This is a genomic window from Hymenobacter rubripertinctus (assembly GCF_003583925.1).
Classification (GTDB): domain Bacteria; phylum Bacteroidota; class Bacteroidia; order Cytophagales; family Hymenobacteraceae; genus Hymenobacter; species Hymenobacter rubripertinctus.
In genome coordinates this window covers 1-24,613 of sequence record NZ_QYCN01000014.1, presented here as the reverse complement: position 1 = coordinate 24,613, position 24,613 = coordinate 1, and the positions used below count along the sequence as shown (strand labels likewise).

Sequence of the window (24,613 nt, the reverse complement as noted above, 5' to 3'; positions counted from 1 at the left end):
GTCAGTTGTCAGTTGTCAGTTGTCAGTAAAAAGGTCGGTTATCCTGAGCGTAGTTCAGGATAACCGACCTTTTTACTGACAACCGGACTTTACTCCCGCACCAGCCGTTGCGTCGTCACGCCGTTGGGGCTCAGCAGCCGCACCAGGTAGATGCCGGTGGGCATGGTGCCCACATCAAGGATCTGCTCTTGGTGGGTGCTACCGGCCAGCACTTGGCGCAACACCAGGCGGCCCGACAAGTCCAGCACTTCCAGGGTGGCGGCGGCGGCCGTCGCCTGCTCGACGCGCACCGTGAGCTGGCCGGTAGTCACCGGGTTCGGAAACAGGCTCAGGCGGGCCGCTTTCGCACTGGTCCACTGGGTGGTCACGACGCTGGAATAATGCGCGCTACCGTCCAGGTCCAGCTGGCGCAGCCGGTAGTAGCTCAGGCCCGCCAAGGGCGCGGTATCAAGGAAGGTGTAGTGCTGGCTGCGGGCCGTGGTGCCGGCGGCGGCCACCTGGCCGGCGGCCTCGAACACCTGCCCGTTGGCGGAGCGCTCGACCACGAAACGGGCACTGTTCAGCTCCTGGGCCGTTTCCCAGCTGGCCAGCACGCCCTCGGAGCGGCTCACGATGCCGAAGCGGGTGAGCGTAACCGGCAGCGGGGCATTGGAAGCGGCCGAGCAGAAGTCGGCGGCGGGCGTGAGCTGGCGGGGTATGCCGGCCGCGAGGCTGGCGTACTCCAGGCGCAGGCTGTTGAGGGCCACGTTCTCGCCGTAGAGCACCAGAATATCGTGCAGGCCGGCCGCCAGGGTAATGGTGGCCGACTCGGTGGTGGCCGGGTGCTGGCCGCCATTGCGGATCAGGGCCGAAGCCAGCGTGGGCGTGGGGACCAGGGCCGCGTTATCGAGCCAGAGGAACGCGCCATCATCGGCCGTGAGGTAGAAGGTGTACTCACCGGCCGTGCTGATGAAGATCCGGCCCCGGAACCGGGCGCTGAAGGTGTCGGGGTTGTCGGGCGTGCCACTGGCGGCGCCGGTCAGGTTGCCCCAGCTGGCGGCGCTTTCAAAATCGAGCACCTGCACGTTGCGGGCCTGGGCAACTGCGGTAGTAGCAAAGAAGGCCGGATCATCATTGAAATAGCCGGGAAAGAACTCCGCAAACAAACCCGAGGAAGCGGGTTGCCCGCCCGCGTCGAGGCCACCGCACCCGGCAGGAGCCCGCGCAATTACCTGGGCCGTCAGCGAATTCACGAACACCGAGTCGCCGCCGGCGTTGCGGGCGGCAATGCTGAGCTCGTAGCTGGCCTCGGGCACGGTGGCATCCACGCTCACACGGCCGGTGTTGGGGTTGATGGTAATACCGGCCGGCAGCGTCGCTGCGTTGGCCAACTCGTATTCCACCACCGGGGAGGCACTGGTTACGGTGGGCATACCGGAAGCGCCGCTACTGCCCACCACTACGCGCAACGTGCCGGGCGAGTAACTCAGGGCAGTGGGCAGAGCCTTTGCGGGCTGGACCGCCGTGCAGAACAGGCTGCCGGGCACCACCTGCCGGGCGATGCCCAGCGCCGGGCTTTCGTACTCCAGCACCAGACTGTTGCCGAGCGTCTGTTCGCCATAGAGCAGCTGCACGTTGTGCAGGCCGGCTCCCAGCACCAGGGTTACGGCCACGGTGCGGGCCGGATGGCTACCGCCATTATCAATGGTAGCGTCGGCCCGAACGGGAACGGTTTCGAGGGCCGCGTTATCGAGCCAGAGGAAGGCCGCGTCGTCGGCCGTCAGGTAGAAGGTGTATGAGCCGGTAGCGGCCAGGTACAGGCTGCCGCGCAGGCGCAGGCTGAACAGGTCCGGATTCTGGGCCGAGCCGCCGGCTACCGTCTGCAAAGCCCCGAAACTATCATCAGCCGGGAAATTCACCTGCCCGTCCGTCCGGATCAGGCCGGCGGAGGTGCTGGAAAAGAAGGCCGGATCATCGTTGAAGAAGCCACTGAAATACTCGGCATACAGGCCCGCCGAGGCCGGGTGGCCCCCGGGGTCGGGGCCGCCGCAGCCCCCAGGCAGGGGCGCGGTTACCAGAAACCGGAAGGCATTGCGGAAGCTGCTGGTGCCGGCTGCGTTGCTCAGGGCCACCTCCAGATCATACGTTCCCTGGGGCACCGAAGCTGCCGCCGTGAGCACCCCGGAGGCCGGGTTAATGCTGATACCCGCCGGCAGGCTGGCGGCGTTGGCCAGCGCGAAGCCCGTTACGGCCATCCCTCCGTCCTGCACGGTGGGCACGCCGGAGCTGCGCGTACTGCCCGTGGGCAGCGCCCCCGAAGCAGGCTCGTAGGTGATGGCCTGGGGCGGCAGTGGCGCGGGGGCCAGGGCCGTGCACAGGGCCGTAGCGGGCACCACCTGCCGGGCCAGGTCGGGGCCTTCGTACTCCCACACCAGCACGTTGTCGCAGCAGTCTTCGCCGTACAGAATCAGCACGTTGTGCCGGCCCGCGCTCAGCGTAATCGTGGCCGACCGGGTCTGGCTGCTGTGGCGGCCGCCGTTGTCGATGAGGGCGGTGCCCACGGAGGGTGGCAGGGCCAGCGCGGCCCCGTCGAGCCAGAGGTAAGCCCCGTCGTCGGCCGTCAGGTAGAAGGTGTAGGAGCCCGCCGTGGCCACGTGCAGGCTGCCCCGCAGGCGCAGACTGAACCGGTCGGGGTCGAGGGCCGTGCCAGCGGACACCGGGCGCAGGTCGCCGAAGCTGGCAGTGGTGGCGAAGTTCACGCTGGCCTCCGTCCGGATCAGCCCCGCCGGCTGGCTGTTATCGGAGAAAAACCCCGGGGCATCTTCGAAATACCCACTGAAATACTCCGCGTACAAGCCGCTGGCGGCCGGCTGCCCGCCCGGGTCGGAACCGGAACAGGCCGTGGGCTGCGCCTGCGCCCCCATACTGCTCAACCAGAGCAACACGACCAGCCAGCAACAGAAAGGAACGCAAGCAGCGGAAGCGAGTATTTTTTTCATCTTAAGATGATTTTATGTAATAAAGACACTATTCACCGTACACCTAAGATAAAATAAATTATCAAATTATCAATATTTTAATTTTATTTTGTATTAATTATATCAGAGCAATTTCACTATTCCGGGTTGCCTGCGCTTTTACTGTCCAGCTGGCCGGTTCCGGTCAACCCGTGCCTGTTCTCTCCAAATGACTTTCGCCCCGGCGCGGCCGCCTCTTCACCGGGGGTGAGAAGGTGGCCGTGCCGGGGCGAAAAAAAGCTGGCTATTCGGAGCCGGACCGGGTGAAGGCGGGTTAGAAATTGAAGAGGCCGCGCCCGGACCTGGGCTTGTCCTTCTCCTTGTTTTTTGATTTGCTCTTCTTCTTGTCCTTGCTGCCGCCGAACAGGTTGCCGAACAGGCTGGTTTTCTCTTTGATGAGCACGTAGCGCACCGAAAAAGCGGTGGGAAAGCGGGCCCAGTCGGCGGAGTTAATCTCGACGGTAGGCTTGAAATCGAGGCTCAGCACCAGGGGCACGAAGGCCACCTTGTATTCCACGCCGGCCAGGGCATCGAAGCCGCCGAAGCCGCCGGTATCCTTGTGGTTGCCCAGGTGGCCGCCCACCCCGAAATAGTAGTTGAGGCTGGGCCCCAGGATGCCGAAGTGGCGCTCAGCCAGCACCGTGCCGCTGACCTCGCGGCTGCCGGCCAGCACCAGGCCTTCGAGCGTGGTTTTGTCGAACACTTTTTGCTGAACGGTGAAACCGTAGTTGTTCTTGCCCAGGCGCAGCCCGGCCGCCGTCCGGTATTTCTGGGCGTGGGCGGCTGGGGCCAGCCCACTGCCCGCACCGATTACCAGGGCCAGCAGGGCAGATTTTCGAACTAAATTTGAGAACATCATAATGTTGTTAGCAGGTGGCCGAACCCCACCCAGGACCCCGCGTTGAACGCATCGGGGGCGCACAAAGTACGGGAGCCCGCTGAAAATAACGTACCACTTCCTGGGAACCCCGTACCTTTCCTACTCTTTTCGCTTCGATTACCTTCTGCTTTTCGCGCCCGTGTACATTCATCAGGTGGCGGCTTACCTGCCCGCCGAAGTCATTGACAACGCCCATTTCACCCGCCTAAATGGCCTCTCGCACGAGTGGATAACCGAACGCACCGGTATCCGGACGCGCCGGAAAGCGGCCCCCGACGAAAACACGAATACCATGGCCGTGGAAGCCACCCGCCGGGTCCTGGCCCAGGCCCCGGACTTCCCCGCCGCCAGCATCGACCTGATCGTGGCCGGCACCTACACGCCCCACGACACCATTTATACCGTGGCCCACGCCGTGCAGCGGGAGCTCGACGTGTCGGATATTCCGGTGGTGAGTATTTCCTCGGCCTGCTCCTCGCTGCTCAACGCGGTGGAAATCGTGGAGGGCTACTTCGCCCTGAACAAGGCCAGCCGGGCGCTGGTGGTGGTTAGTGAGCACAACACGGCCTACAACAACGACCTCGATACGGTGGCCGGCCACCTCTGGGGCGACGGGGCGGCAGTGCTGCTGATTTCCAAGGAGCGCCTCGCCCCCACTGACCTGTTCGTGCGCGACATCCGCACGGGCGGGGCCGGCAACATCGGCAAGGCCAACGAGTCGGTGACGCTCAAGCCCGTGGAGCGCGGCATCGTGATGCCCTACGGCAAGGACGTGTTCATCCACGCCTGCACCTACATGACCCGCGTGACCCAGCAGATTCTGGAGCGCAACCAGCTGAGCGTGGACGATGTGACCTACCTGATTCCGCACCAGGCCAATCTGCGCATCACCAAAAACGTGATTCAGCAGCTGGGCCTGCCCGAAGACCGGGCCGTATCCAACATTGAGGAGCTGGGCAACACGGGCTGCGCCGGCGCGGCCATTGCCCTGGCCTCCACCTGGCCCGAGCTGCGCCCCGGCAACCACATCGTGGTCACCGTTTTCGGCGGCGGCTACTCCTACGGCGCCATGCTGCTGGAGCGGTGAGGTGGTGAGTGGTGAAATGGTAACTGATGTTACGCAGTAGCCGTTGAAGCATTCGTTTTTCGTTGCTCGTTTTTCGGGGCTGATTGGTCAATGAAGGTGAATCAGCCCCGAAAAACGAGCAACGAAAAACGACCTGCGTAACAGCAGTTACCACTTCACCACCTCATTGCACCAGCAGCGGCGCGGTGCCTTTGGGGCCGTTGGAGTCCGTCCAGCGCAGCAGGTAGTAGCCGGCGCGCAGGGTGGGCGCGCTGATGCGCAGCAGGTTCAGGCCGGGCAGGTAGTCGGCGCGGGAGCCGCCCAGGTCGCGGCCCACCGCGTCGTAGAAACGCACTAGCAGAGTCCCGGCCGTGGCCCCGGCCCCGTATTGCAGCCCCAGGCCCGCCCCGGTATCGGGCACCGGATTGGGGAAGGGCAGCAGGCGGGCGGCGGCCGTGGCATCGGTAGTGACGGCCAGCGGGCGGGCGGTGTCCAGGGAGTTATCGGGCCGCCGCACCCGCAGGCGGTAGTAGCTCAGGCCGGGGCGTGGCTGGGCGTCGGTTACGCCGTACTGATTCGCGCTGTTGCCGGCCGCCACGGTGGCGACCAGCTGCCAGCCCGCCGTGGTATCGGCCGACGCCCGCTCCACCACGAAACCGTTCAGGTTGCACTCGGCGCTGGTGGTCCACTGCACCGTAACGCGGCCACCGGCCGTGAAGGTGGCTAGCTGCTCGGTAACGGGCGCGGGCAGCATGGGGGCCGGGCCGCAGACATCGGGGCGGAAGCTGCGCGTGCGCAGCACGTAGCGGCCGCCGGCCACGTCGCTGGCGGCCGCCAGCCCCCGGCTGCGCTGCCCGCGGGCAATGGCGTAGTGCATGATGGCGCTGGGCAGAATCAGGTGGGAAAGCTGCTGGGCGTGTCCCAGCTCGTGCACCGCCACCGACTCAAAATCGAGCTGCAAGGCCGAGGGGCTGGCCGGCCCGAACTGCCAGCTGGCAGCGTCATCGAACTGGGTATCCACCTCGTGCACGTAGAAGACCACCGTGCCATCGGGGCGGTAACAGCCCAGGTAGTAGCTGGTGGTCCGGCCCAGCACCCCGGCCGGCAACTCCGCCCCAGCGTCGAAGCCCACCGAGTTTTCGCCGTCGTCGGCCACGCCGGTTTTGGTGCGGGTGGCCCCCAGGCTCCAGTTGATGCCCGTCTGGCAGCGCCAGGTAGCCAGCGCCCGCTGCCAGGCCGCCGCCGCCGCCGGGTTGGCCGCGAAACCGGCATCGAAGCGGAAGGTCATACCGCCGTCGGAGTTCTGGTCGCGGTGGCCGGGCACGGCCCGCTGGCCCGAGTTGGTATCGAGCACGTTGGTGGCGGCAAACACGATGGTAACGGGCACGGCACTCAGCGCGGCCAGCTGGCCGGCCGTGGTTACGCGCACCGGGCCGGTACCGGCCGGGTTGCGGGTGGCACTCAGCGAGGGCACCCGCACCAGAATCCGGGTATCGGACCAGCTCACGTAATCCGCCTCGCTTGCTCTGGTGTACGTGGCTCCCCCGTCGTCGGCGTTGCGGAACTCCACCATACCCGCCCCCCGGCTGGCCCCGAACCCGGAGCCCGTGAGGGTGAGCACCGTGCCCGTGCCGGCCGGGAGGCTGAGCGGGGCCAGCGCGGTAATAACCGGGGCCTGTGCCCGGGCTACTGCCGGCGGCTGCGCGGCCCGGAGCCGGGCTGCCGCCAGGGCCGGATTGGGTTGCACGGCTAGCGGTTGGGCCTGGGCCACGGTCTGGTAGAACTGCGCATCCAGCTGCTCGTAGTGGCGGAAAGGCTCGGTGGCCGTCAGTTGGGGCAGCTCATAGCGGATAAAGCCCTGCTGACTCCCGTAAACCTGCCAACCCGGGCCAGCTTCGGGCAGCGTGCTTGGCTCCAGAAAGAAAATACCCTGCTCACCGGGTTCCAGGTGCAGCGTATTGGTTAGCTCCTGCCGGCTCAGGCCCACCGTGCCGCCTTCCGTGAACAGGGTGAGCACGGAATCGATGGGGCCTTTGAATTGCTGAAAAACCCGCAGCTGGTGGCGGGTATAGATGCGGCCATTGGCGGCCCGGAACCCCTGGCACCCGGTCACGATAGCCTCCACGATGCACGGCGCGTGAGCCACGCGCTGGGCCGGGTCGAGGGGCACTAGCAGGCAGTGGGTGAGCGGGGCAATATCGGACGCAGGGGCCGGCGGCTGCGCCACCAGGGTATGGGCCGCTAGCAGCAGCGCCGCTACCGGCAGCAGAAAGATCGGGAGGTTCATACGGGAGGGCGCGAAAAGGGGCGGCCCGGCCCTGAAAGTACCACATTTACCAGGCTCGCGCCGGCTCGGCTTTCCACTTTTTTTTCGGGTCCGATCCGGCCGCTGCAACCCAGGAGCCGGCGGCCAGCTCCTCTGGCCATACCACTCCCTTTTCCTATCCGTTATGCTTCCTGACTCCGTAGCCGCGCCCGCCGGCCTGATTGCCCTCGTGCTGCTGTTGCTGGCCGCCTCTCCGGCCCTGGCCCAAGCGCCCGACTCCGCCACCATCGTTCCACCCGCAGCCCGCGCCCGGCCCTTGTTCAAGGTGGGCCTCATCGTGGGCAGTGAGCACGCGTTGAGTGGCTACCACGGCTTCTCGGTGCCCGTATTTGCCGGCCTGGAGCAGCTGCTGGCCCCGGGCTGGACCCTGACGCTCAACGGCACCAGCAGCTGGCACGTGGGCCGGCGCACCTTCCCGGGCCTGGGGTACCAGGCCCCGCTCGTCACCCAGCTCAGCTTCGACGCGGGCATCCGGCACTACTACCACCAGGCCCGGCGCCAGGAGCGCGGCTACCGCACCGGCCCCTACGAAGGACCGTACGTGGACCTGCAAACCCGCACCATCTTCAGCCCGGCCGCCCGGCAAACCCAGCTCAACTACCAGTACAGCAGCGTGGGCCTGGTGTGGGGCGTGCAGCGCCGCCTGGGCGGCCGGGGTCTGCTGGATGCTTACCTGAGCGGTGGCCTCGCCAACCCAGCCATTTTTCGCTACGAAGGCAGCGCCCAGCGCCGCCTTGGCCTGAGCCTGGAAGCCGGCGTAAAACTGAGTTTGACCCGCTGACTTCAAGCCAAAAATACCTCCCGCCCCTTGGTTCACGACCGGGGGCAGGAGGTGTTTTTTTGGGGGAGGGGCAGTTCCACGTCGGAACGGGCGCAGATCCTTTACCGCTTTCCGGCCCCGGATACTCACGGTGCTCAGTACGAACCAGACTTTCGCAGTACGGCGGTTCGTGCCCGCTAAAACAAGCTGCCCTGCACCGGCTGCGGAATGATGCGCGGGGGTTGCACGGCCATGCCCGTCAGCTCGTGCAGGCGGCGCAGGAAGTGCTCGGCCCAGAGGGGCGAATGCAGGATGTCTTTCTGGTGGATGAAGACGTAGGCCGTGTGCAGGCCCGCTTCCAGCCAACTGGCAATCCGGGCGGCCCAGTCGTCGGCGCGGCGGAAGTCGGAGTCGATCAGGCCGTGGCCGTTGAGGCGCAGAAAAACGGTGGGCGTGGTCAGGCGCTGGTGCAGGGCGTCGCGGCGGCCCGCCACGTCGCTGATGACCAAGGGCTTGTCCAGGGCCTCCAGCATAGCCGTGACGGAGGCCAGCCGGCCGGCATCGGCGAACCAGGCCGGGTGGCGCAGCTCCACGGCCAGGGGCACGTAGGGCGGGAAGTCGAGCAGGTAGCGCTCCAGGCGCGGCAGGTGCTCGGGGCCGAAAGTAGGCGGCAGCTGCAGAAACGCATGGCCCAGCGTCGGCCCCAGCCCTTCAATGGCCCGGCAGAAGCTCACCGTCAGGTCGTCGGCATTGTATAAAGCCCGGTCGTGGCTGATGATTTGCGGAATTTTGGGGCAGAAGCGGAACGTATCCGGCACCGCTTCGCGCCACTTGCGCACGGTGGGCGCGTCGGGAATGCGGTAGTGGGTGGTGTTGAGCTCGATGCTGTTGAACTGCCGGGCATAGTGGTGCAGGTAGTCGGCATCCTTGATGCCGGCCGGAAAGTAGGAGCCCAGCCAGGCCTTGTTGGTCCAGATGGGGCAGCCCACGTGCAGGGCCGGCGGGGCGGGCTGGGTGGCCAGGGCCCGGGCCAGCTGCACGGCCGTTTCGGGGTGGTCGGCAGGGAGCCGGAAATCAACGTAGCGCAGGTCGGAAAGGCGGCCAAAATCCATCCCCGAAGGTAATCAGTGTTCAGTTGCCAGTTGGTCGTTGTTGGTTATCAGTAGAAAGAACGTCATCCTGACGAAGGAAGGATCCTATCACATTGGAACGACATCGTTAGAGTGGGTTGCGCTGACGTGACAGGATCCTTCCTTCGTCAGGATAACCTTCCTTTTACCAACTATCAACAACCAGAAACTGGCAGCCGAATCTTGTTACTGTTCTTAGCACATTTCCGGGACAATTGCAACCTGCCTTCGGGCCGCTCGGGTAGCGGGAGGCCAAAATTTTATGACCCGCCGATAGTCGCATTTCTCAGGTAGGCGATTCAATATCTGAAAAGAGTACAAAAAACGTCTCAGCCAAACACAAACCGCTATTTAGGCCGCAGCGAGCAAATAAATTAAATACAAGATTTACAAGAAAAACACAATTACAAAGCAGGTCTTCTTTCGGCGGCAGCGTCCGGCAAAGCTTCGCTTTGGCGGACGCCTCTAGATTTGTCGTTCTCACCAACCAAAAGGACGGATGAAGTTGCGTTTACGACTGTATGTCTCGGGCTTGCTGATGGTTGTGCTGTTGGCCCTGCTTACCCTGGCTCCGGCCACTGCCCGCGCCCGCTACGGCGACGACGATGAAAAGGCCGCTACGGCCACTAAAAAAACCACCGTGCTGCGGGGCCGCGCTTCCTGGTACGGCCCCGGGTTTCAGGGCCGCCGCACCAGCAACGGGGAGCGGTTCGACCGCCGTAAATACACCTGCGCCCACAAAACGCTGCCCTTCGGCACCCGCCTGCGCGTGACCAACCCCGACAACGGTAAATCGGTAATTGTGCGCGTTTCTGACCGGGGTCCGTTCCGCCACCAGCGCATTCTGGACCTGTCGGAAATTGCGGCCGGGCCGCTGGGCATCATCACCCACGGGGCCGTGTCGGTAGTGGCCGAAGTAGTGCCCGATACCACGCCCCTCGGCCCGACAGATGCCCCCGATGACCTGGCGGAGCTGGCCGCCGATCCGGCCGAAACCGCCACCGTACACACCGACATCGTACCTGGCTCGACCGAGGCCGCTGACGTGGCCCTCACGGCGGAGCCCGCCGCCACCTACGTCATTCAGGCCGGCACCTTTGGTGACGCCCGCAACGCCCGCGCCGTGATGGACAAAATCCAGGGCCTGGAGCCCCAGCTGCTCGTGACCACCATTCCCGCTACCACGCCCCAGGGCAAAGTGCTCAGCCGTGTGGTGGTCGGCCGCTTCGCCAGTTCCGCCGAGGCCGATAAGGTACGCCTCCGGCTCGCCCGCCTGGGCATTGCCGGGATAGTCCGGCAGGCCGAGAACCTGTAGCACTTCTTTTTTTCTGCACAGCGGCGCTGCCCGCCGKCTGGCCTCCCMCTGCGGGGCCGGGCGGCGGGCAGCGCCGTTGGGGGCGGTGGGCTGGGGTGTTGGGTTGATGTGCTTGCCCGGCGCGAACAGGCAGTTCGCGCGGTGCTCCGGCTGGTTGGCTGGTAATGCGAGAGCTTCATAGTTGCTTCATGAAGCCGGGCGTTGCTTTGTGTCACTCAAGGGCCAACGCACCGAACTACGCGCTTGGTTAACCGCACTTCCGGGCCTGATTCAATGCCCGTCATCGCACCGCAGATAATTATGAAGAAAATGTTCCTGCTCATGCTCGTGGGCTGGAGTGGCGTGTACTGTTTTACAGGCTGCTCACAAGAAGTAGAAGCGAAAGAAGAGGTACAGAAATTTCTGGTCACCAGCCCGCTCCAGAAAGACACCACCATCACCAAAGAGTACGTGTCGCAGATTCACGCCTACCAGCACATTGAGGTGCGGGCGCTGGAAAAAGGCTATTTGCAGAAGATTTACGTGGACGAGGGCCAGACCGTACGGGAGGGCCAGCTCATGTTCCAGATCATGCCGATGGTCTACCAGGCCGAGCTGCAAAAGTCGAAGGCCGAGGCCAACTACGTGGGCATCGAGTACCAGAACACCAAGAAGCTGGCCGACAACAACGTGGTATCCAAAAACGAGCTGGCCCTGGCCCAGGCCAAGCTCGACAAGGCCAATGCCGAAGTGGGCCTGGCCAAAACTCACCTCGATTTCACCACCATCCGGGCCCCGTTCAACGGTATGATGGACCACTTCCAGGCCCGGTTGGGTAGCCTGGTGGACGAGGGCGACCTACTGACGACCCTCTCCGATAACAGCAAGATGTGGGTGTACTTCAACGTACCCGAGGCCGAGTACCTGGCCTACAAAGCCCACGCCCGCACCGAAGCCGAAACCAAGGTGAAGCTGCTGATGGCCAATAACGAGGTGTTCAAGTACCCCGGCGTGGTGCAGACCATTGAGGCCGACTTCAACAACGAAACCGGCAACATCGCCTTCCGGGCCACCTTCCCCAACCCCGACCGTCTGCTGCGCAACGGCGAAACCGGCTCAGTGCTGATGACTGTGCCGCTGAAAAACGCCCTCATCATTCCGCAGAAAGCCACCTTCGAGGTGCTGGAGAAGAAATTTGTGTACGTGGTGGACAAGCGCAATGTGGTGCACCAGCGCGAGGTGGTAGTAGGCTCGGAAATGCCCGACCTCTACATCGTAACGGACGGCATCTCGGCCGACGATAAAATCATGCTTGAGGGCATCCGCAAGGTGAAGGACGGCGACAAAATCAGCTTCAATTACGAAGCCCCGAAGACGGTGATTTCGCACCTGAAAGTGTACTCGGAATAATAGCAGACCCCTCCCCCGGCCCCTCCCCAAAAGGGAGGGGTGCCAGACGTAAATCGTCCTAGAACGCACTCCTCCCTTTTGGGGAGGGGCCGGGGCAGGGGTTGTACAAGCCACAACCCATGTTCAGTAAATTCCTCCGCCGACCCGTGTTTGCCATCGTTATTTCGGTGGTTATCATGCTCCTGGGTATTCTGGCAATCAATACATTACCCACGTCCCAGTTCCCCGAGATTTCGCCGCCGATGGTGATGGTGAGCACGGCCTACCCCGGCGCCAGTGCCAAGGTGCTCACCGAATCGGTCCTCATTCCGCTGGAGCAGGCCATCAACGGCGTGCCGGGCATGAAGTACATGACCTCCGACGCCGTGTCGGCCGGGGAGGCTAACATTCAGATTGTGTTCAATCTGGGCACCAACCCTGAGCAAGCCGTGGTGAACGTGAACACCCGCATTGCCCAGATCCTGAACCGTTTGCCGGTGCTGGTGCAGCGCGAAGGTGTGGTGGTGAACCGCGTGGTGCCCAACATGCTTATGTATGTGAACCTGTATAGCAAAGACAAGAATACCGACATGCGGTACCTCTTCAACTTTGCCGGGGTGAACATGCTGCCCGAAATTCAGCGCATCGACGGCGTGGGGCGGGCCAGCATCCTGGGTTCCCGCCAGTACGCCATGCGCATCTGGCTCAAACCCGACCGGATGCGGGCCTACAACCTGTCGGTGGATGATGTAATGGAAGCCCTCAACGACCAGAGCGTGATTGGCTCGCCGGGCCGCATCGGCCGCTCCGACGGCAAGGAGGCCTCGGCGCTGGAGTACGTGCTCACCTACAAGGGCCGCTTCAATGATGTGGAGGAATACAAGAACGTCATCATCAAGGCCAACGCCGAAGGCGAAACGCTGCGCCTCAAGGACGTGGCCAACGTGGAGCTGGGCTCCGAGTTCTACGACATCTACTCCAACCTCGACGGCTACCCCTCGGCGGCCATCATGCTCAAGCAAACCTACGGCTCCAATGCCCTCGACGTGATTAAGAGCGTGAAGGCCAAGCTGGAGGAGCTCAAGAAAACCATGCCCCCCGGCATGGACTACAAAATCAGCTACGACGTGTCGAACTTCCTCGACGCGTCCACCGAAAACGTGCTCCACACCCTGCGCGACGCCTTTATTCTGGTGGCCCTGGTGGTGTTCCTGTTCCTGGGCGACTGGCGCAGCACGCTGATTCCGATTATTGCCGTGCCGGTTTCGTTGGTGGGCGCGTTCATGGCCATGCAGGCGTTTGGGCTCACCATCAACATGATTACCCTGTTTGCCCTGGTACTCGCCATCGGTATTGTGGTCGATGACGCCATTGTGGTGGTGGAAGCGGTGCACGCCAAGATGGAGGAGAAGCACCTCTCGCCCTACGGGGCAGTGCGCGAGGTAATCGGGGAAATCAGCGGGGCCATTATTGCCATTACCATTTTGATGACGGCCGTGTTCGTGCCGGTGGCCTTCATGAGCGGGCCGGTGGGTATTTTCTACCGCCAGTTCTCGATTACGATGGCTGCCAGCATCGTCATTTCCGGCATTGTGGCCCTGACGCTGACGCCGGTGCTGTGTGCCATGATTCTGAAGAACACCCACGGCCAACCCCGCAAAAAAACGCCCGTCAACCAGTTCATCGACTGGTTCAACCGCGGCTTCGAGCGCCTGACCGGCCGCTACACCAACATCCTGGAAAAAGTGGTGGACCGCCGCGTGCTCACCTTCGCGGTGCTGCTGGCCTTCGGGGTGGGCATCTTCGGCATCTCCACTACCCTGCCTTCCGGCTTCATTCCGGCCGAGGACCAGGGCATGATTTACGCCGTGCTCCAGACGCCGCCCGGCTCCACCCTGGAGCGCACCAACGACCTCTCGCAACGCCTCCAGAAGCTGGCCGAGAAGGTGCCCGGCATTGAAAGCATTTCCACCCTGGCCGGCTACGAGATTCTGACCGAGGGCCGGGGCTCCAACGCCGGCACCTGCATCATCAGCCTCAAGCCGTGGTCGGAGCGCAAAGAATCGGTGCACGACGTGATTATGGCCCTCGAAGAAAAGGCCAAGCAGATTCCGGGCGCGACCATCGAGTTCTTCGAGCCGCCGGCAGTACCGGGCTACGGCGCGGCGGGCGGCTTCCAGCTCCAGCTGCTCGATAAAACCGCCACCGGCGACTACAAGGCCCTGGAAAAGGTGAACGAGGAGTTCATGACTGAGCTCAAGAAGCGCAAGGAGCTGAGCGGGCTGTTCACCTTCTTCTCGGCCAACTACCCCCAGTACGAGTTGCAGATCGATAACCAGCTGGCCATGCAGAAGGGCGTGAGCATCGGCAATGCCATGAACACGCTGAGCGTGATGGTGGGCTCGACCTACGAGTTGGGCTTTATCAAGTACCAGCGCTTCTTTAAGGTATTCGTGCAGGCTTCGCCCGAGTACCGCCGCCTGCCCAAGGATATTCTGGACATGTGGGTGAAAAACGACAAGGGCGAAATGGTGCCGATGTCGGCCTTCATGAAAATTGTGAAGGGCCAGGGTGCCAACGAAATCAACCGCTACAACATGTACCCCACCGCCTCCATCCGCGGCGACGCGGCCCAGGGCTACAGCTCCGGCGAGGCTATTAAAGCGGTGCGGGAAGTGGCGGCCAAAACCCTGCCCCGGGGCTACGACATCGACTGGGGCGGCTTGTCCAAGGACGAAGTGGGCCGCGGCAACGAGGCCGTCTACATCTTCCTGATTGTGCTGCTGTTCGTGTATCTGGTGCTGGCCGCGCAGTATGAGAGCTTCCTGCTGCCGCTGTCGGTTATTCTGAGTCTGCCGGCCGGTATTTTCGGCTCCTTCCTGCTCATCAAAATCATGGGCTTGGCCAACAACATCTACGCCCAGGTGGGCCTCGTGATGCTGGTGGGCCTGTTGGGCAAGAACGCCGTGCTGATTGTGGAATTCGCGGTGCAGAAGCACGAGGAAGGCATGACGGTGCGCGAGGCTGCCATTGAAGGCGCGAAAGTCCGCTTCCGCCCCATTCTGATGACGTCCTTCGCCTTCATTGCCGGCCTGATTCCGCTGGTTATTGCCACCGGCGCAGGCGCCATCGGCAACCGCACCATTGGTACGGCAGCGCTGGGCGGCATGCTGTTCGGTACCGTGTTCGGGGTGCTCATCGTGCCCGGCCTGTATTACATCTTCGGCACGCTGGCCGCCGGCCGCAAGCTGATTGGCGACGAGAACGAGAACCCGCTGTCGGAATTCGAGCCCCATGTACTAGTTAATGAAGAAGTTCCGAGCCATAGTCATGCTTAAAAAACGCATTTATCAGGGGCTGAGCGCCGCTTTGCTGGCCTTGGCGGTGGGCGCGTGCAAGATGCCCGAGCTGGCCACCAAAGCCGCCGGCCGACCGGTGCCCACCCGCTACGGCAGCGTCCCGGACTCGGCCAACACGGCCCGGGGCCAGTGGCAGCAGTTCTTCACCGACCCCAACCTGGTGGGCCTCATCGATACGGCCCTGCAACGCAACCAGGAGCTCAACGTCTCGCTCCAGGAAATCCAGATTGCCCGCAACGAAATCCAGATCCGCAAGGGCGAGTACCTGCCCTTCGTGGGCCTGGGCGTAAAGGCCGAAGCCGAGCGGCCCAGCCGCAACACGCTCCAGGGGGCCACGGAGGAGGCCATTCCCATCCAGCCCGAGCACCGCAACCCCGATCCGCTCCAGAACTTCCAGCTCGGCGCGTTTGCCAGCTGGGAAGTGGATATCTGGCACAAGCTGCGCAACTCCCGCAAGTCGGCCGCGTTGCGCTACCTGGCCACCGTAGAGGGCCGCAACTTCACGGTAACCAACCTGATTGCCGAAATGGCCACCTCCTACTACGAGCTGCTGGCCCTGGATAATCAGCTGGCCATTGTGCGCCAGAACATCGAGCTCCAGACCAACGCTTTGGAGTTGGTGAAGCTCCAGAAGGAATCGGCCCGGGCCACCGAGCTGGCCGTGCAGCGTTTCGAGGCCCAGGTGCACACCACCCGCAGCCTGCAATACAGCATTCAGCAGCGCATCACGGAAACCGAAAACCGCCTCAACTTTTTGATGGGCCGCTACCCGCAGCCCATTGTGCGCAACGACGCCCTGTTTAACACCCTGGTGCCCGCCACCGTGCGGGCCGGCGTACCGGCCCAGCTGCTGCAAAACCGCCCCGACATCCGGCAGGCTGAGCAGAACCTGGCCGCCGCTAAGCTCGACGTGCAGGTGGCACGGGCCAACTTTTACCCGGCCCTGCGCATCACGGGTGGGGCAGGTTTCGGGGCCTTCAAGCCTGGCCTGCTCTTCACCACGCCCGAGTCGATGCTGTATTCGCTGGCCGGTGATTTGGTGGCCCCGCTGGTGAACCGCAACGGCATCAAGGCCATGTACGGCAACGCCAACGCCGTCCAGATTCAGGCCGCGTACCAGTACGAGCGCACCATTCTGAACGCCTACGTGGAGGTAGCTAACCAGCTGGCCAACATCAATAACCTGGAGCACAACTACGCCGAGAAGGCCCTGGCCGTGCGCTCCCTCGACCAGTCGAGCACCATTGCCAACAGCCTCTTCAAATCGGCCCGCGCCGATTATACGGAAGTGCTCTTCACCCAGCGCGACGCCCTGGAATCGAAGTTCGACCTGATTGACACCCGCATGCAGCAGCTCAACGCCACGGTAAACGTGTACCGGGCCCTGGGGGGCGGCTGGAAGCCGTAAACCGGCGGGTTGCGCCATGTCTGGCCGGGCATTACCAGCAGCAAGTGCTGCTGGTAATGCCCGGCCAGATACTTTTCCGGGTACCGGGTCGTTAGGTAGCCAGTTCATCTACTTAACCCAGCCCGTTTCTTATGCGCAAAACGTATTTTCTGCTGCCACTGGCAGCTGTACTGGCCAGCTTCACTGCCCAGGCCCAAACCACCCAAGGCACCCGCGTACTGGGGTTGAGCGGAGGAAATTTCACGTTCCAGCGTAACGATTTCGCCCTCAACTACGGTGGTTCTGTGGCCCCCTCGGCCGGCTTGTTCGTGGCCGACAATCTGGCCTTAGGGGCGGCCGTGCCACTGGGCTATTCGCGCTTTAAACCTAACATCGCTAATGCAATCACCGAGCAGAACCTGAGTCTGGGCCTGTTGCCGTGGCTCCGGTATTATATTCCCTCGGGAAGCCGGCACCGGGTATTCGGCGAGCTGAGCGCGGGCGGGGTACTCAACAGCTACCGTCGCCGCCCCCCCCTATCTTCCTCCCAGCGGACACAATCCAGCACCGTCGCGAACTTCCATGCCAGCGCCGGGCTGGGCTACTCCTACTTTATTACGCCAGCCGTGGGTCTGGAGGGGCTGCTGGCCTACCAGATTATCAACGGTAATAACGACTCCAATCCTTTCAGCGGCGGAGCGCTGAATTTCAACCTGGGCTTCCGGGTGTACCTGCCGAAAAGCTAGGCGGCCGGCTCAGGCTGAAAGGTCCTCACAACTATAGACTCCCGCCCAACTACGCAGCATTTGCTACCTTCCGCCTCCGCGATTTTAGGATAGCTTATGCTGCGTTATGTGAAGGCCCTGCTGGCCCTGCTTGTTGCCCTGGTACTGGCTTGGGTGCTCAACACCAAACAGGGCGACGTGCCGCCCGTGGCCCGGCTGCTGAGCCCCTACCAGGGCTTCTGGCGCAACGGCGAAACCGCCGCCGACTTTCCCGCCCAGCAAACCCTGCATCTGCCCGGCCTGCACCAAACGGTGCGCGTGCGGTTCGATGACCGGCGCGTGCCCCACGTGTTTGCCGGCAACGACCACGACCTCTACTACGCCCAGGGTTACCTCACGGCCCGCGACCGGCTCTGGCAGATGGAATTTATGACCCGGGTGGCAGCGGGGCGCATTGCGGAAGTCGTGGGTCCGAAAGCGTTGGAGTACGACCGGTTTCAGCGCCGCATGGGCCTGCCGCTGGGGGCCGAAAACTCGTTGCGCGAGATGCTCAAGAACGACACCACGCGGCTGGTGCTGGAGTCATATTCAGCGGGCGTGAATGCCTACATCAGCCAATTGAGTCCCGCCGATTATCCGTTTGAATACAAGCTGCTCGATTACGCGCCCGAGCCGTGGCAGCCGCTTAAGTGCGCGCTGCTGCTCAAGCTGATGGCCTGGGATTTGAGCGGGCGCTCCGACGATTTGCGCCTGAGCAACATCCTGAGCAAATACGGCCCCGAAGTCACCCGCGACCTGTTCCCCGATTACCCCGCCTGGGAGGAGCCGGTGGTACCCGAGGGCACCGCGCTCGACTTCAAGCCGCTGCCCGTACCGGTGGCCCCGCCCTTGTTTTCGGCGGCGCTGTCGGACCGCGTGCCGAGCCGGGAGCCCGATGCGGAGCTGGGCTCCAACAACTTCGCGGTGGCGGGCAGTCGCTCGGCCTCGGGCCTGCCCCTGCTGGCCAACGACCCCCACTTACAGCTCAACCTGCCCAGCATCTGGTACCAGATTCAGCTGAATGCGCCTGGCCAGAACGTGTACGGCGTGACCATTCCGGGGGCGCCGGCCATCATCATCGGCTTCAACGAAAGCGTGGCCTGGGGCGTGACCAACGTGGGCGGCGACGTGCTCGACTGGTACCAGCTCAAGTTCCGGGACGCCAGCCGGCGCGAGTATTGGCACGACGGCCGCTGGAAGCCAGTGCGCCGCGTAGTGGAGCGCATTGCCGTGCGCGGCCGCCCCGACCGCCTCGATACCGTGCTGTATACCCACCACGGCCCGGTGGTGTACGACCAGGAGGAAAAACCCTTCAACGCCCAGACGCCCGTGCGCCACGCCCTGCGCTGGACCGCCCACGAGGGGGCCGATGAGGTGCTGGCCTTCGTGAAGCTCAACCACGCCCGCAGCTACCAGGACTACGACCGGGCCCTGCGCACCTACGCCTCGCCGGCCCAGAACTTCATTTTTGCCAGCAGCCAGAACGATATTGCCATCCGGCCCAACGGCCGCTTCCCGCTCAAGTACCCCGACCAGGGCAAGTTCATCCTCGACGGCACCGATGCCCGCCAGGACTGGCAGGGCTGGATTCCGATGAGCCAGACGCCCCGGGTGAAAAACCCGGCGCGCGGCTTCCTATCGTCGGCCAACCAGCACTCCGCCGGCCCCCGCTACCCCTACTACCTCGGCTGGGATTACGCGCCCTGGGACCGGACCCACCGCATCAACGGGCAGCTGGCCCGCATGCACCGCGCCACCGCCGACTCGCTGCGGTTGCTCCAGAACGACGATTTAGGCATCAATGCCCAGACCCTGCTGCCCTGGATGCTGACCACCGTGCAGGCTGGTGCCCCGCCGGCCGGCCCGGCCGAAACGGCCGCCTTACGGACTTTGCAGGGCTGGGATTTTCACTACACCGCCGAGGCGGTGGCCGCCACCGTTTTTGAGCTGTGGTATCAGGAGTTAGTGAAACGCCTCTGGGAAGACGATTTCGGCCAAGTGGCTACGGGCCTGGAAATGCGCTTCCCGTCGCGGGACCGAACCACCCAACTGCTGCTGAAGCAGTCGGGCAACCCCGCCACGGGCTTTCAGGGAGCCAGTCCCTGGATTGACGACCGTCGTACGCCCCGCAAGGAAACCGTGCGCGACCTGCTCACCTCCTCCCTGCACTTTGCCGTCGACTCGCTGACCCGCAAGTTCGGGCCGCTGGGGCCGCAGTGGGCCTGGGCCAACCAGAAGAGTACCGACATCAACCACCTGGCCCAACTACCGGGCTTCGGCCACCCGGACATTGTGTGCGGCGGTAGTCCCGGCAGCGTGAATGCTACCGGCGCGCGCAACGGCCCCTCGTGGCGGATGGTGGTGGCCCTGGGGCCGCAGGTGCGGGCCTACGGCATTTTCCCCGGCGGCCAGAGCGGCAACCCCGCCTCCCGCTACTACGACGACATGCTGGAAAGCTGGCGCACCGGCCAGCTCGACGAGCTGGTATTCCTGCGCGCCGCCGACGAAAACCACCCCCGCCTGCAAGCCGCCTGGCGGCTGGAGCAGTAATGCTGTGGCCCGAACTTGCGTCCTCCGTAGCCCGAACACCCGCATTTTCGCCAGGCAGTCCGGGAAGCACCTCCCCGGAACCGGAGGCTACGGACGGAAGTCCGGGTCACAGGCCGCCGCCATTTATCTTCCGAATTATGAAACCCTTTCTCCTCCTCTTTCTGCTGATTTTCCTGCTCTCCTCCCTGGCCCAGCTCTGGCTGCCCTGGTGGGTGGTGGTGCCGGTTTGCCTGGGGCTGGCCGCGTGGCGACGGGTACCGGCCGGGGCGGCATTTCTGGCCGGCCTGCTGGGCGTGGGCCTGAGCTGGTGGCTACCCGCGGCCTGGTTCAATACCCACGGTGCGGAGCTACTGGCTACCCGGCTGGCCACGCTGCTGCCGCTGGGTGGCAACTCCTGGCTGCTGGTACTGCTCGGGGGGCTACTGGCGGGGCTGGTCGGGGGGGTGGCCGCCCTGMGCGGCGCGTGGKGGCGGGGCGCGGCGCGGGGGTGACGAGCAAACCTGATGCTGGTGAACCTGGGGCAAAATCCGTAAGTTGGCGCTTCCACTAACGTGCGTTTCATCATGGCCAACCTCCTGACGCTCAAGGTAAGCATGCGCTACACGCAACCGTCCATCTGGCGGCGCGTGGAAGTGCCCGATACGCTCACGTTCTGGGAGCTGCATTTCGTGCTGCAAATTGTGTTCGACTGGGAAAACTACCACCTGTTCGAATTCCGCCAGGGGCGCGGCAGCTTCCGGGCCGGCTCCCCGTCGCTGGGCTCTGAAGGTTCGGTCTGGGAGGATGAGCCGCCCCAGCAGGACCCGCGCGAGGTGCCGCTGAGCGCCGTTCTGCGGGTCCCCGCTGATAAAGTGACCTACACGTACGATTTCGGCGACAGTTGGGAGCACGACATTGTGGTGGAGCAAATAACGCCGCTAGCTGCTGATTCGCTCGCGCCGGCCGTGCGCTGCCTGGATGGCCGGCGCGCCGCGCCGCTCGAAGATATGGGCGGTATCCCTGGCTACGAGCAGCTGCTGGATTTGCTGGCCGAAAAAGCGGCCGGTAAGCGCAAGCGTATGCCCAGCGAGTTTGCCGGCCTGGGTAAGTTCGATCCCAACGAATTCGACCTCAAAGGCTACAACTACAGCCTGATCTTCCTGACCGAAATAGTGGCCGATTTCAATCAGCTGATGGCTGCTCGCCAGTGAGGGCACGCGACCAGCTGATGGGGGTGCTCTTTCATCCCCTGTTCACTTAAAACTGCGAGATGAACGCGTAAGCTGACAGGGTGTAGGGAGCGGCCGAGGTGAAGTGGGTGCCGCCCTGGATGGGGCGCAACTCCACCTGCGTGGCCCCGCGGGCGCGCATGGCCCGGTAGGCATCTTCGGAGTTGAAATAGGGTACATAATCATCAGCGGTGCCGTGAAAAAGCGCTACCGGGGCGCGGGGAAGCCAGTCGTACACGTCGTTGGCGCGCAGCGAGGCCGTGAGGGGCGCGTCGGAATCGGTGAGCACGGCCTGGCGGAAACCGGGCGCGAATAGCTCAGCTGCCTGGCGAGGCACGGCACTGAACGGGTCGGCCTGGAGGCCGGTGGCGTAGGGCTCCTGGTAGTAGTAATTGAACGGGCGGTTGAGCTGGTACACCCGGTCGTAGGTGCGCAGCACCCACACGTAGGTGCTCAAAAAATTCAGGGGCTGAGTAGAGCCCATAATGTACTTGGCGAAAGCCGATTTGTGGTAGGCCCCAGCCCCCGGCGCGCTGGCCGTAACGGGCAACTCGGTGGCGTATTTCTCCTCCAGCAGCCGGTGTAAAGCCATGGTGGCGTAGCCGCCCTCAGAGTAGCCGAGCAGGAAATTTTTCTGGTTGACGCTCACCTTTTCCCGGGCGCAGAACTCGCGGGCAGCCCGTAGCATATCGGCCGAGGCGGAGGCCAGCGAGGCGGCGTGCTCGTAGGGATGGGGCAGGCTTTTGGAAGCCCCGTAGCCAATGTAATCGGGGGCCGACACCACGTAGCCCGTGGCCGCCAGCACCGAAACGGCCGACCAGATTTCGCTGCTCGAACTATAGTACGACGGGGCGCGGGTTTCCTCGTCGGGCTGCAACGTGCCGTGCTGGTAGCTGATAACGGGCACCGCCGCTGCCGCCCCCACCGGCACCAGCACTGCCCCCGAGGCCGTAATGGTCTGCCCGTCGGTGTTGCGGGTGGTGTAGATGAGGCGGTAGACCCTGACAGAATTCCGCGCCAGCGCGCCCACCAGCGGAATATCTGATACCCGGGCCGCCAGCTGAGCCGGGGTGTACTCGCCGATGAGGCTGCTGCCCACCAGCATGGCGGCCGGCGGCGGGGCCACGGGCGGGGCCGTGGGCGCGGTAGTTGCGCCGGGCTCCGGCGAGTTGCTTTTGCAGCCGGGTGCCCCGCCCAGCACCAGCAGCCACAGCAGCAGTCCGGGACCGGAGAAGCGGGAAACGAAGGATTTCAACACGAATACAGGAAGGAGCGGGAAAATAACGGCCAGCTCACCGCCGGCCCGAAACCAGCCAACAGACCCGTCCGCCCCAGCGTTCCGCGAACGGGTGTAGCATAGACTTCAATCCGTAGATCCGGGCTGGGACCCACGCCCCGGGCTGGTAGTGAGGTCCGCCGGGGCTCCGGAACTATAATACCCGGATTGCTAGGCCCATATCGCCCTGCCGGGACTCACTACCACTCCAAGTACGAACGTTTTAACCTCCTTGGGCGGCCCGTTAGCAAGCGGGCTACGAACTAAAGTCCGTGCCACAGCCTCCTAGCTCGTTGTTTGTGTTCAGCCAAACAACGAGTTGTCTAACCTAACCCAAGTTGGGGTGTAGCAACGAAGGCTAGCTAAAAAAGTACGTATGCCTTCACTTACGCACCACTTCCTCCTCTGTTTTTGAAGCGGTTTAGAAAGTCAAGAAGCCACGCCCAGGCTACCCCCAGCCCCTGATCAACCCGGCGGCATTACTGCCCCTGCTCCCGACCACGACGGCCGCCCTGCTTGACTGGACCACCCCAAAACACCCTGGTGCTGGGCGCGGGCTGGCTGCTCTGCCGCTACGCGCTGCGGGCCGAGTGTTTTTTTGGCTACAACCACCGCCCGTTTCCCGCTCTTCTGCTGACTCGCAAAACGCCGCCCGGAGCAGTTCGGGCGGCGTTTTGGGGTTTGGGCGGAAACGGATTAAATCCTGTTTTATCCGGACTGCCTCCGGGGGCGGGTTGAATGGTGCGGCCAAAACCCGCTACCTTCGCAGCTCCATTCGCCTTCAATCCCCCCTGTTTTAGTGCCTTACCTTTCCACGCTCACCCGCCTCACGGCCCCCACCCTGGCCTCCCTGGGCCTTGCTTTCGCCCTGACCACGCTGCCCGGCTGCGGCTCCCGCTCCGTTACCGATACCGAAACGGCCGCCCTGGCCGCCGACACGGTGCAGCAGCCCGTGGTTGTTGATTCGGCCCAACTGGCCCGGCAGGTCATGCAGCGCGACTCGCTCAAGGCCGACTCCATTGCCAAGAAAACCGGCCAGCTGCCCGGCGCCATTCTGCCCGGCCACCGCATCGTGGCTTTCTATGGCAACATCCGCTCGAAGGGCATGGGCATTCTGGGCCGCGAGCCCAAGGAGCAGATGTTCCGCAAGTTTGCCGGCGTGTTGAAGGAGTGGCAGGCCGCCGACCCAAGCCGGCCGGTACAGGCCGCTTTGCACAACGTCACCATCACGGCCCAGGGCACGCCCGGCAAAGACGGCAAGTGGCGCCTGATGAACTCTAAAGCCACCATTGAGGAGGTGATGAGCTGGGCCAAGGAGCACAACTGCATCCTGTTTCTCGACGTGCAGCCCGGCCACAGCACCCTACAGGCTGAGTTGCCCAAGCTGGAGCAGTACCTCAAAGACCCGATCGTACACCTGGGCATCGACCCCGAGTTTTCGCTCTCGACCATGCCCGGCGTGCGCCCGAACCAGAAAATCGGGACGCTGGATGCCAAGGACATCAACTTTACCATCAACTTCCTGGCGCGTATCGTGAGCGAGAACAAGCTCCCGCCTAAGGTGCTGACCGTGCACCGCTTCACCCGCAAAATGGTGAGCAACTATAAAAACATCAAGCTCGACCCCCGCGTGCAGGTGGTAATGCACATGGACGGCCACGGCGACCCCACCCTCAAAAAGGATTCCTACAAGGCTTACATCGTTAATGAGCCCGTGCAATACACCGGCTTCAAACTCTTCTATGAGTACGACGCCCGCCCCAAGCCCCACCACATCATGACGCCGGCCGAGGTCATTGCCCTGGAGCCCTCGCCGCTGTACGTGCAGTATCAATAGGCGATGAGGTAGTGACCTGGTGAATGAGTAAATAGGTGCCTGGTCATCCTGACGAAGCAAGGACCTTAGCACGATGGAACGGCCGTAACAACGACTTGTTCTTGCGTGCTAAGGTCCTTGCTTCGTCAGGATGACCAGGCACCCATTCACTCATTCACCAGGTCACTCATTCACCGAGTTACTACCTCATCGCTAGCAGATCGAATCGGGGGCGGTGGTATAATGCGAGGTGATTCAGGTTTGCGTTAACCGACGGTTGTGCTCGTCGATGACGAGTTGGATGCGCGTATGGTGCATTTTCTCGCACCGACTAAACGAGCAGGACTTGCGCACCAACACGCCGCACTTTTGGCGCAACGAACAGTTGATGGCCTCCACGATGCTCGTCTGG

The 24,613-nt window shown here is 63.4% G+C and carries 16 protein-coding genes; 11 read left to right on the top strand and 5 right to left on the bottom strand.

The window, feature by feature from the left end; genetic code table 11:
* Nucleotides 1-89: 89 nt before the first annotated feature.
* Nucleotides 90-2,924, bottom strand: a complete 2,835-nt coding sequence (locus D0T11_RS10620) for a PA14 domain-containing protein (protein ID WP_182888341.1) — start codon at nucleotides 2,922-2,924, stop codon at nucleotides 90-92.
* 346 nt (nucleotides 2,925-3,270) lie between these two features.
* On the bottom strand, nucleotides 3,271-3,855 hold the full coding sequence (locus D0T11_RS10615; RefSeq protein ID WP_119655771.1) for a hypothetical protein: 585 nt from the start codon (nucleotides 3,853-3,855) through the stop codon (nucleotides 3,271-3,273).
* Between the two features lie 160 nt (nucleotides 3,856-4,015).
* Between D0T11_RS10615 and D0T11_RS10610 the strand changes: the two genes are divergently transcribed.
* Complete coding sequence (locus D0T11_RS10610; protein ID WP_119655770.1) at nucleotides 4,016-4,963, top strand: 3-oxoacyl-ACP synthase III family protein; 948 nt, start codon at nucleotides 4,016-4,018, stop codon at nucleotides 4,961-4,963.
* A gap of 163 nt (nucleotides 4,964-5,126) precedes the next feature.
* Here the strand turns inward: D0T11_RS10610 and D0T11_RS10605 are convergent, their stop codons facing one another.
* Nucleotides 5,127-7,229 carry a matrixin family metalloprotease gene (locus tag D0T11_RS10605; RefSeq protein WP_182888340.1) on the bottom strand — a complete coding sequence of 701 codons (2,103 nt, stop codon included), beginning with the start codon at nucleotides 7,227-7,229 and terminating at the stop codon, nucleotides 5,127-5,129.
* Nucleotides 7,230-7,392: 163 nt separating this feature from the next.
* Here D0T11_RS10605 and D0T11_RS10600 point away from each other — a divergent pair, with 163 nt between their 5' ends.
* The gene (locus D0T11_RS10600; RefSeq protein ID WP_182888339.1) at nucleotides 7,393-8,049 is read left to right on the top strand and encodes a hypothetical protein; all 657 of its coding nucleotides are present in this window, start codon (nucleotides 7,393-7,395) and stop codon (nucleotides 8,047-8,049) included.
* 176 nt (nucleotides 8,050-8,225) lie between these two features.
* On the opposite strand, the gene D0T11_RS10595 is transcribed toward D0T11_RS10600, so the two are convergent.
* A complete protein-coding gene (locus D0T11_RS10595; RefSeq protein ID WP_119655767.1) occupies nucleotides 8,226-9,140 on the bottom strand; it encodes a DUF72 domain-containing protein in 915 nt (304 codons plus the stop codon).
* Between the two features lie 517 nt (nucleotides 9,141-9,657).
* On the opposite strand from D0T11_RS10595, the gene D0T11_RS10590 reads away from it, so the two are divergent.
* From D0T11_RS10590 to D0T11_RS10555, 8 genes are all read left to right on the top strand, one after another.
* On the top strand, nucleotides 9,658-10,473 hold the full coding sequence (locus D0T11_RS10590; RefSeq protein WP_119655766.1) for a septal ring lytic transglycosylase RlpA family protein: 816 nt from the start codon (nucleotides 9,658-9,660) through the stop codon (nucleotides 10,471-10,473).
* Nucleotides 10,474-10,773: 300 nt separating this feature from the next.
* Nucleotides 10,774-11,862 carry an efflux RND transporter periplasmic adaptor subunit gene (locus tag D0T11_RS10585; protein ID WP_119655765.1) on the top strand — a complete coding sequence of 363 codons (1,089 nt, stop codon included), beginning with the start codon at nucleotides 10,774-10,776 and terminating at the stop codon, nucleotides 11,860-11,862.
* A gap of 119 nt (nucleotides 11,863-11,981) precedes the next feature.
* Nucleotides 11,982-15,179: an efflux RND transporter permease subunit gene (locus D0T11_RS10580; protein ID WP_119655764.1), complete on the top strand. Its 3,198-nt coding sequence runs from the start codon at nucleotides 11,982-11,984 to the stop codon at nucleotides 15,177-15,179.
* Nucleotides 15,172-16,608 carry a TolC family protein gene (locus tag D0T11_RS10575; protein WP_119655763.1) on the top strand — a complete coding sequence of 479 codons (1,437 nt, stop codon included), beginning with the start codon at nucleotides 15,172-15,174 and terminating at the stop codon, nucleotides 16,606-16,608. The genes D0T11_RS10580 and D0T11_RS10575 overlap by 8 nt, the downstream gene beginning before the upstream one ends.
* Nucleotides 16,609-16,739: 131 nt before the next feature.
* Entirely contained in the window at nucleotides 16,740-17,333 is a 594-nt protein-coding gene (locus tag D0T11_RS10570) for an outer membrane beta-barrel protein (RefSeq protein WP_119655762.1), read from the top strand.
* Nucleotides 17,334-17,429: 96 nt separating this feature from the next.
* A complete protein-coding gene (locus D0T11_RS10565; RefSeq protein WP_119655761.1) occupies nucleotides 17,430-19,901 on the top strand; it encodes a penicillin acylase family protein in 2,472 nt (823 codons plus the stop codon).
* 137 nt (nucleotides 19,902-20,038) lie between these two features.
* The gene (locus D0T11_RS10560; RefSeq protein WP_119655760.1) at nucleotides 20,039-20,392 is read left to right on the top strand and encodes a hypothetical protein; all 354 of its coding nucleotides are present in this window, start codon (nucleotides 20,039-20,041) and stop codon (nucleotides 20,390-20,392) included.
* 72 nt (nucleotides 20,393-20,464) lie between these two features.
* Nucleotides 20,465-21,091 carry a plasmid pRiA4b ORF-3 family protein gene (locus D0T11_RS10555; RefSeq protein WP_119655759.1) on the top strand — a complete coding sequence of 209 codons (627 nt, stop codon included), beginning with the start codon at nucleotides 20,465-20,467 and terminating at the stop codon, nucleotides 21,089-21,091.
* Nucleotides 21,092-21,137: 46 nt separating this feature from the next.
* On the opposite strand, the gene D0T11_RS10550 is transcribed toward D0T11_RS10555, so the two are convergent.
* The gene (locus D0T11_RS10550) at nucleotides 21,138-22,364 is read right to left on the bottom strand and encodes an alpha/beta hydrolase family protein (RefSeq protein WP_245990737.1); all 1,227 of its coding nucleotides are present in this window, start codon (nucleotides 22,362-22,364) and stop codon (nucleotides 21,138-21,140) included.
* 820 nt (nucleotides 22,365-23,184) lie between these two features.
* Here D0T11_RS10550 and D0T11_RS10545 point away from each other — a divergent pair.
* Nucleotides 23,185-24,222, top strand: coding sequence for a hypothetical protein (locus D0T11_RS10545; protein WP_182888338.1), 1,038 nt, complete (start codon nucleotides 23,185-23,187; stop codon nucleotides 24,220-24,222).
* The last annotated feature ends 391 nt before the right edge of the window (nucleotides 24,223-24,613 follow it).